This is a genomic window from Geminocystis sp. GBBB08, assembly GCF_016743215.1.
Classification (GTDB): domain Bacteria; phylum Cyanobacteriota; class Cyanobacteriia; order Cyanobacteriales; family Cyanobacteriaceae; genus Geminocystis.
The window spans coordinates 1-2389 of sequence record NZ_VRZC01000279.1 but is presented as its reverse complement, the minus strand read 5'-3'; the positions used below and the strand labels follow the sequence as shown (position 1 = coordinate 2389).

The window sequence follows — 2389 nt, the reverse complement described above, 5'->3', positions numbered from 1 at the left end:
TATAGAACCTATTTGATATTTACGCCTGTAACCCAAATAACAAAAGGCTTTGACGAGATTAAAGTATTTCTTCTGAAATCATTATTATGTAACCATTCTAAAAAAGATACCAAATGGGTTCTATAAGGAGATGATATGACACAACAAGAATTTGAACAATTTTTTCCTTCGTTTTTTAGATCATTGTTTGAGTTATGGATAGCAAGAAACCATTTTCCAGATAATTGTAATTTGGCTAATGAACAGGGGATGAATCAAATATATCAATATCCAATTACAGATAGCATTCCAGAAAAAAATGGGGGAACGCAACAGCCAAGAGGACAAAACGCCGTTGAACAACAACAAAACCATTTTATTTTACACAATGGATTACAGGTTTTAATCTCTCCTGATGGATATGTAGTTGTTAACTTGAGTAATGAAGCCAACCTGCAAGAAATAAGATATATGGGAATAAAGGTTATCACACAAGATGAAAACCCAAAATTAAAAGTAACAAGTTTGAATTACCCTGACCAAAATAATAAGTATAGAAGTGGTTGTAGTGCTAGAGATTTGTTGCGTTTCATACAAAAAACTAAGCCTAACGTAATTCCTCAACGATGGCAAGATGCTGGAGAAGATACTGCTAAAAATTATATGAATGCTGAGTTTTTGAACTCTGGTCGTTATAGAGCAAATGATCGTTATCGTGCCTTACATCCAAATTTAATAACCAAAGAAAAACGAGAGCTTTCCCGAAACGAAAATCATGATTTTTACTTTCCTCTCTTCAATAATTTAGCTAACGAAAATGATATTGAACAAAATATTGATGAGTATAACAAGATTCAGTTTGGCAAAATATATTATGTGGAAAGACCAGATTTAGAAACACAAGCTATAGAATATTTATTTCAGCGTAAGGCTATTCGCATGAGTACACCCAAGGGTATGGGTAAGACAATGTTACTAAATCATCATATTATTCCCAATATACCCAACGATTATCAGGTAGTTATTTGTAACTGTAATGAAGCTAGGCAGTCTTTAAACGATTATAGTGATTTTTCTAAATGGTTTCTGAGTAAAATTAGTATCCAAACTATTAGTGGCACAATAAATAATCCTAACCTTGAGCAAATCACTAATGATGTTAACAATGAAATCAATACAAGATTGGGAGAAAATGTAACTAATCCAGAAATCAGTAATTTTTTAAGAGAATATTTGTTACTTCAAATTCCAGTAGGTTTAATTATAGTTTTTGAAAAATTTGACCTAATATTACAGTTGGGTATATTTGATAATAGTTTTGTTCCTCTATTGCGAGACTGGTGGATATACTCTGATAATAATATGAACATTTGGAATAAACTTCATTTAATTCTTCTTAACTCAAGTGAAGTTTATGCCAGAAATGGAGATGACTATTCCCCAGATATAGGAATACGTCTTGATGAATTTAGGGGTTTTCGAGGAGAAATTAATCAAGAAAATAATGACTTACAAGGAGAAATAATAAACTTCATTAATATGCAAGAATTGGGTTTTGAACTTAATCAACCACAAATATTAGAGATGATTAACTTAATAGCCAAATTGCCCTATCAACAACTACCTGAAAATACTCCATTAATAGACGCATCACCTTATTTACTATCGGAATTTTTGAACCGCCTCAGATATAGAGTAAACATAGAAGGAGGACAAAATGACATAATTCAACAAAACTTTGACCAAATATTAGCTCAGGCTACTACTTTAAACGGTGTTTATCGTCAACATTTTAATGAACTTTTAGCAATATTAGCAAATGACGATGATTTACGTATTTATTTGACAAAGATTGTGCATTCAGATTCGCCAGTTAATATGCAACCTCCTTTTCATTTTCGACTAGAAAGTTTAGGTATTATTAGTATTTTTAGTAATAATCAAGTTGGAGTTAAAAATAAATTGTATAAAGATTTTTATAGTTCTATTTACACTCAAAATTAAAATAAAAAATGATAGATATTTGATAGCTATTTTAAGTAATAATGATTTTATTAACTAACTATAAAAATTAAGTTATTTAACCCTATTAATTAATCATAACTACAGTATTTTAAAAATTAATAATTAAATAATTAAATTGCAAACCAAAACTATGAATAACGTAAATCAAGAAAACCGTAACTCTCCCTTTAAAGCCGGGGGTACTATAACCGAACAAAATTGTATAACCTATGTTAAACGTGAGGCTGATGCTTTACTCGAAACAAAATTAAGGGCTTTAGAATATGTTTATATTTTTAACAGCCGTCAGATGGGGAAATCATCGGTTTTTCGTACAGTGGAATATAAGTTAAAACAAGAAGGTTGGTTAAGTGCCTATATTTCTCTAAGTATAATAGGCGTAAAC

The 2389-nt window shown here is 30.3% G+C and carries 1 protein-coding gene and 1 pseudogene; both read left to right on the top strand.

Going from position 1 to position 2389, the window contains the following annotated elements:
* Window positions 1-135 precede the first annotated feature (135 nt).
* Entirely contained in the window at window positions 136-1983 is a 1848-nt protein-coding gene (locus FWJ34_RS19175) for an AAA-like domain-containing protein (RefSeq protein ID WP_308256925.1), read from the top strand.
* Between the two features lie 151 nt (window positions 1984-2134).
* Window positions 2135-2389 (top strand): annotated as a pseudogene (locus FWJ34_RS19170) (hypothetical protein); the annotation flags it as partial.